The organism is uncultured Eubacterium sp., from assembly GCF_934295145.1.
Classification (GTDB): domain Bacteria; phylum Bacillota; class Clostridia; order Lachnospirales; family Lachnospiraceae; genus Eubacterium_I.
The window spans coordinates 1-5487 of record NZ_CAKRAS010000096.1 but is presented as its reverse complement, the minus strand read 5'-3'; the positions used below and the strand labels follow the sequence as shown (position 1 = coordinate 5487).

6 protein-coding genes are annotated in these 5487 nt (G+C 42.0%); 2 read left to right on the top strand and 4 right to left on the bottom strand.

The features are described 5' to 3' along the window. Window positions 1-506: 506 nt before the first annotated feature. From Q0I54_RS12940 to Q0I54_RS12925, 4 genes are all read right to left on the bottom strand, one after another. On the bottom strand, window positions 507-953 hold the full coding sequence (locus Q0I54_RS12940) for a hypothetical protein (protein ID WP_296119228.1): 447 nt from the start codon (window positions 951-953) through the stop codon (window positions 507-509). 183 nt (window positions 954-1136) lie between these two features. Beyond that, complete coding sequence (locus tag Q0I54_RS12935; RefSeq protein ID WP_296119226.1) at window positions 1137-1982, bottom strand: Cof-type HAD-IIB family hydrolase; 846 nt, start codon at window positions 1980-1982, stop codon at window positions 1137-1139. Further along, window positions 1969-2226 (bottom strand): hypothetical protein, encoded by a 258-nt coding sequence (locus Q0I54_RS12930; RefSeq protein ID WP_296119223.1) that lies wholly within the window; start codon window positions 2224-2226, stop codon window positions 1969-1971. Before Q0I54_RS12930 ends, Q0I54_RS12935 begins: the two co-directional genes overlap by 14 nt. Before the next feature lie 7 nt (window positions 2227-2233). Beyond that, window positions 2234-2737: an alpha-amylase family glycosyl hydrolase gene (locus Q0I54_RS12925; protein ID WP_367270858.1), complete on the bottom strand. Its 504-nt coding sequence runs from the start codon at window positions 2735-2737 to the stop codon at window positions 2234-2236. A 142-nt stretch (window positions 2738-2879) separates the two neighbouring features. On the opposite strand from Q0I54_RS12925, the gene Q0I54_RS12920 reads away from it, so the two are divergent. Together Q0I54_RS12920 and Q0I54_RS12915 are read left to right on the top strand one after the other, a co-directional pair. After that, on the top strand, window positions 2880-4253 hold the full coding sequence (locus Q0I54_RS12920) for an NAD(P)/FAD-dependent oxidoreductase (RefSeq protein WP_296119221.1): 1374 nt from the start codon (window positions 2880-2882) through the stop codon (window positions 4251-4253). 176 nt (window positions 4254-4429) lie between these two features. After that, the gene (locus Q0I54_RS12915) at window positions 4430-5137 is read left to right on the top strand and encodes a Crp/Fnr family transcriptional regulator (RefSeq protein WP_296119219.1); all 708 of its coding nucleotides are present in this window, start codon (window positions 4430-4432) and stop codon (window positions 5135-5137) included. The last annotated feature ends 350 nt before the right edge of the window (window positions 5138-5487 follow it).

Below are 5487 nucleotides of genomic sequence, written 5' to 3'. Positions count from 1 at the left end.
TTGCCGCTATTGTGCGAATTGTGCCAATTATTTGTGCAATTCTTGTTTTCAGGGCTTGTGTTGGAAATTTACTTTATTTAAAACGAAATTGGAGACTTCTTCCACAAACGCTAGACGTTCACTACCTTCATTTCACGGCGGTTTCATCGCGCTCACTCCCACCTCCGATAAAAGCTGGTCGGTTCCCGCTCGCGCAAAACCTTGTGAAACTCAGTCGTTCACTCAATCGCTTATTGCGGAAGAAGTCTCCAATTTCGCCATTTCCCCGGCGGAAGTTATCCACCCAAAATACTTGCCAAGTATTCAAGAATGCCCTCGGCATTCTTGCTGCGAGAGGCGCGTCATGCAACATGAGTGCGGCACGCAGTGCCGTGTGGTGAAAAATGTTAGGATATTCGCAAGCGTAAAAGAACGCCAGTCAGGCAATCTTGCTACAGAGGTAAGATTGATGACTGGCGTTTTCACAACCTACCCCCCCTAAATTTTCTTCACCACCCAAACAAGACTTATTTATCGCAGAAACAGATATACTCCTTCTCATAATTTCCCCACCATGTTGTCCGTCCTCTTCCGCCTGCTTTTCCACTCGGCAGAAAATAGATTGTAGAAAATAATATTTCCTCTGCATTTAATTTTACTATAATTTTTAAAAGTTTATCATCCAACGGGAAGATAATGTCCTCGTCCAGATCTTCCGGCATCATTAAATTCAGATATGTCTTCTCTGCATCTGTGAGAACTTCGTCGACCATCTCACGGGAATCAATATCCAGTCTGTAATAGTAGAAATCGGCAAAAGCCTTATTATTTCCATATTCCTTCTTCAGATTTTTAAAATGCGCCAGTGCTCGTTTTTCATCCATCACCAGTTTGACATCTTTGTAATCTCTGAACCCATCTGTAATTTTATCAAAATAAATTGCACCCTGCTCCTGTAATTCTTCTGTTGTCATCACAAGTCCTCCTGCCAGTTATATTGCTGTGAAAGTAAATTCAAAAAAGAGATGAAATTGCTTTCACCTCTTCATTCTACAATATTTTATTCTTTTTATATACTACTTTTTTACAACTATTAACATTTTATTTACTCTGCATTCTTGTTGCTCGACACCTGCAGAGGTGGGAGTCATCTCACATCAGATATATGTTTCAATGGCATGTGCCACACCACATTCTTCGTTTGTAAGAGTTACTACATCTGAAATATCTTTAATTTCTTTCGACGCATTTCCCATGGCTACACCAAGTCCTGCTGCCTTAAGCATTTCCGCATCATTTCCGCTGTCGCCCACTGCCATTGTTTCTTCTATAGAAATGCCAAGTTCTTTTGCAAGGAAACGAAGCCCCAGCCCTTTATTGACATTTGCTGCCGTGAACTCAATATTATGGAAACCACCATCTACCACACAGATATCCGGGCAGGCAGTCAGTAAATCCCAAATCTCATCACGATGCAGAAAAGTACCATCGGATGCCGGTATAAAATTCAGCGTCACTTTCTGTATTTTTGCCTTGCCACTTTTTACATAAGCAAATAGATCCGGAAGCTCATGACGCCCTTCCAGGAAATGGCCTACGATGTGCTCCGGGAGTCCGAGTCTCCACACATAATCATACACCTGCACCGGGGTATAGTTATGTCCGTCGATAAACACCGTCATATAGACTTCTCTATCAAGTATATATTCAAAAATAGAAAGCAGCTTTTCTGCCGGAAGGCAGTGTTCGTCCAGACAGGCTCTGTCTGCGGTCCGATAAACGGCTGCTCCGTTTGTGGTGATCAGATATGGCATGGCTACTTCTTTTAACTGGTCATGCGGCACACCGTCATAATCTCTGCCGGAAGCCACTACCACAGTCACGCCTGCTTCCTGTGCTTTTTTGATTGCTTTGATATTTTGCTCCGGAATGTGTCCTGCATTGTCAAAAAGCGTTCCATCTACATCCAGTGCCAGAAGTTTGATTTTGTTATTTGATTTCATATACATATGCTCCGTATGGTTTTAATTCGATTGCATCCGCATACTGCTGCGCTGCATCATCATAATTGGAGATGAGTAATGTTCCCTGCGATGCTTCCACAAAATCTCCCACCGGATAATCGATGGTCTCTTTTGTAAAGTTACAGATCACCAGTAATGTCTCATCCTCATTTTTTTCGGAGATAAGTATATACCATTTCGTTGTCCGCGTCCAGAAGTTTGTATACACACCCTCTGTAATCACAAGTACTTCATGACGCAGTTGCACTAAAATCTTTGAAAATATCCAGCGCTTCCACATCGCGATAGTCTTCGATTTTATCAAAAAATGCATTTGTCATGCCGATTTTCTCTCCTTCATAAATATAAGGGGTTCCCTGCAGCATATGAAGTGCAGTACCGAGCATTTTTGCTGAAACCACACGGTATTTGGGTGACTCATCACCAAAGCGGGTAACGGCACGGGCCTGATCGTGATTGCTCCAATAGAGACTGTTCCATCCACCACAGGCATTCATTTTTTCATCCCATTCTGTGAAAACCTGTTTAAGATCCGTCAGTTTCACACGGTTTCTCGCATATTTTCCATTTTCATCGTAATCCAGATGCATATGGTCAAAATGAAATACCATATTCAGCTCGCCTCTGTCGGCACCCGTGTAATCCATCGCCTCATCTGCGCTGGTATGCGGTGCTTCTCCTACGGTCATGATATCGTTGCCAATTTTTACATGATTTTTATTGACATGATATATATTTCCGCGATAAAATAAATAGTAACTATGAGCAGTGCCGGTTACAGAAAATTCAAAGCGAAAATCTATTTTTCCGCTATTGTATTTATTGTAGTTTGTTGCACTGCATTTTTCATGTCTTACTATTGGAGGTTATTTCACTATGAAATATGACGTTATTATCATTGGTGCCGGTCCTGGCGGTATTTTTTCCGCTTACGAACTGATTCACCAGAATAAAGACTTAAAGATTGCCGTTTTTGAGGAAGGCTATCCGTTAGAGAAACGCCACTGCCCGATCGACGGCAAGAAAGTTCCATCCTGTATCAAATGTCCGACCTGCGCGATCATGAGCGGTTTCGGCGGCGCCGGTGCTTTTTCCGATGGAAAATACAATATCACAAATGACTTTGGCGGTACTTTATTTGAGTATATCGGCAAAGAACAGGCGCTGGATCTGATGCGCTACGTAGATGAGATCAATGTGACACACGGTGGTGAAGGGACAAAACTTTACTCTACAGCCGGCACTCATTTCAAAAAAATCTGTATGCAGAATAAATTAAAACTTCTGGATGCATCGGTTCGCCACCTTGGAACAGATATCAACTATGTCGTTCTGGAAAATATTTACAATGAGCTGAAAGAAAAAGTTGACTTCTTCTTCCAGACACCGGTTACAAAGATCGAATGCCTTGAGGGCAACAACTACCGTGTACATTACGGTGAAGAATCTGCTGACTGCAGCAAATGTATCGTTTCCGTTGGCCGTATCGGCAGTAAATGGATGGAGAGCATCTGTAAAGAACTGGAGATCCCGACAAAATCCAATCGTGTGGATATCGGTGTCCGCGTTGAGCTTCCGGCTGTAATCTTCTCCCATCTGACCGATGAACTGTACGAGAGCAAGATAGTTTATCGTACTGAGAAATTCGAAGATAATGTACGTACCTTCTGTATGAACCCATACGGTATTGTTGTAAATGAAAATACAAACGGTATCGTTACGGTAAACGGACACAGCTACGAAGACCCGGCGCAACAGACAGAAAACACAAACTTTGCACTTCTGGTTGCAAAACATTTCTCCGAGCCGTTCAAAGACAGTAACGGATACGGCGAAAGCATCGCAAGACTGTCCAACATGCTGGGCGGCGGTGTTATCGTACAGCGTTTTGGTGATTTAGTCCGCGGACGTCGTAGTACCGTAAAACGAATTGAAGAAGGTCTGGTTCGTCCTACCCTCTCTGCGACACCGGGTGACTTAAGTCTGGTACTTCCAAAACGTATCCTGGACGGAATCATGGAAATGATCTACGCTCTGGACAAAATTGCTCCGGGTACTGCAAATGATGACACCCTGCTTTACGGCGTAGAAGTAAAATTCTACAACATGGAAGTAGAACTGGATGAGCATCTGGAAAGCTGTCACAAAGGCCTCTACATCATCGGTGACGGCAGCGGCGTGACACATTCTCTGTCCCATGCATCTGCCAGCGGTGTATATGTTGCCAGACATATCTGCGAGCAGTTATAGAATAAATAGATATCAAGAAAAAACAAGAGCGCCACATATCGAAATATGTGGCGCTCCTGCTCTGAGAATAAACATTCCTGATGTATGTTTACAATCCGATTTTTTTGCATAGACTTACCGCTGAAAAAGCTGTTATAATTTGCCCTGAACAATGCGGCAGGGAGTATGTGAAATTGATGAACCTTACATACTACTTTATGGAAAAGGATTTGAATTTTGACATGAATAATAACAAAAAATGTATTTCACCGCTCCTTCGCGGCATCACAGAAAATGAACTGATACAGATGAATACCGCAGGATATCTGCGTCAAAAGGAATATGACAAACATGAAATTATCTATCATATGGATACGATCGTTGATGAGATAGGGATTTTAGTAAATGGAAGTGTCAATATTATCAACACTGATTTCTTAGGTAATTCCACCATTTTGAGCAATATCTCCTCTGGTGGTGTCTTTGCTGAGACATATGCCCTCCTGCAGGAGCCATTGCTTGTCGAAGTTGTAACTGCGGAACACAGCCAGATATTATTTTTGAATATTCACCGTATTATGGATGATTCAACCTGTAACCAATCTAACTGGTATCGTGGGTTGATCGATAATCTCCTGCAGATTTCCATGCGAAAAAATCTGACACTTTCCACGCGGATTTTCTGTACCACATCGAAAAATATCCGAGGTCGTCTGCTGACTTATTTAACTGCAGAATACCGTAAACAGGGAACTTCTACATTTGAAATTCCGTTTAACCGACAGCAGCTTGCCGATTATCTGAATGTTGATCGAAGTGCTCTATCAAAAGAACTTGGGAAAATGAAAGAAGAAGGGATACTTGATTTTCACAAGAATGTTTTTCGACTGTCACAAAAGATTTAGAGATACAAGAAAGTGTGCTATCGCACACTCTCGCGTATGAAATTATTAATAGCACATCTTTCTTGCTCGCGCCGAGCACGATTGCGAAGCAATCATTTCTTCTCGTGCGAGTGTGCATCGTCTGCACGAAGTGCTTTTGTTTGATAGGAAATTCACGTAATTTCCTACTCAAACAAAAAAATGCTATATTGGCAATTCAGTCAACATAGCACTTTTTATTTATACGATATATACCTTCAAAACTTCATACAGAATTAGTGTCTTTCCGTCACCATTCAATTTCTCACTTTTGTTCATATGGAAGTTCGATTCACTAAATTCGACCTTCGCCTTACGGCTCGCTCTCATTA

Excerpts from the sequence above, each read along its gene's own strand:
- Q0I54_RS12940 (WP_296119228.1), bottom strand. The coding sequence starts at position 953 with ATGACAACAGAAGAATTACAGGAGCAGGGTGCAATTTATTTTGATAAA.
- Q0I54_RS12935 (WP_296119226.1), bottom strand. The coding sequence starts at position 1,982 with ATGAAATCAAATAACAAAATCAAACTTCTGGCACTGGATGTAGATGGA.
- Q0I54_RS12920 (WP_296119221.1), top strand. The coding sequence starts at position 2,880 with ATGAAATATGACGTTATTATCATTGGTGCCGGTCCTGGCGGTATTTTT.
- Q0I54_RS12915 (WP_296119219.1), top strand. The coding sequence starts at position 4,430 with ATGAACCTTACATACTACTTTATGGAAAAGGATTTGAATTTTGACATG.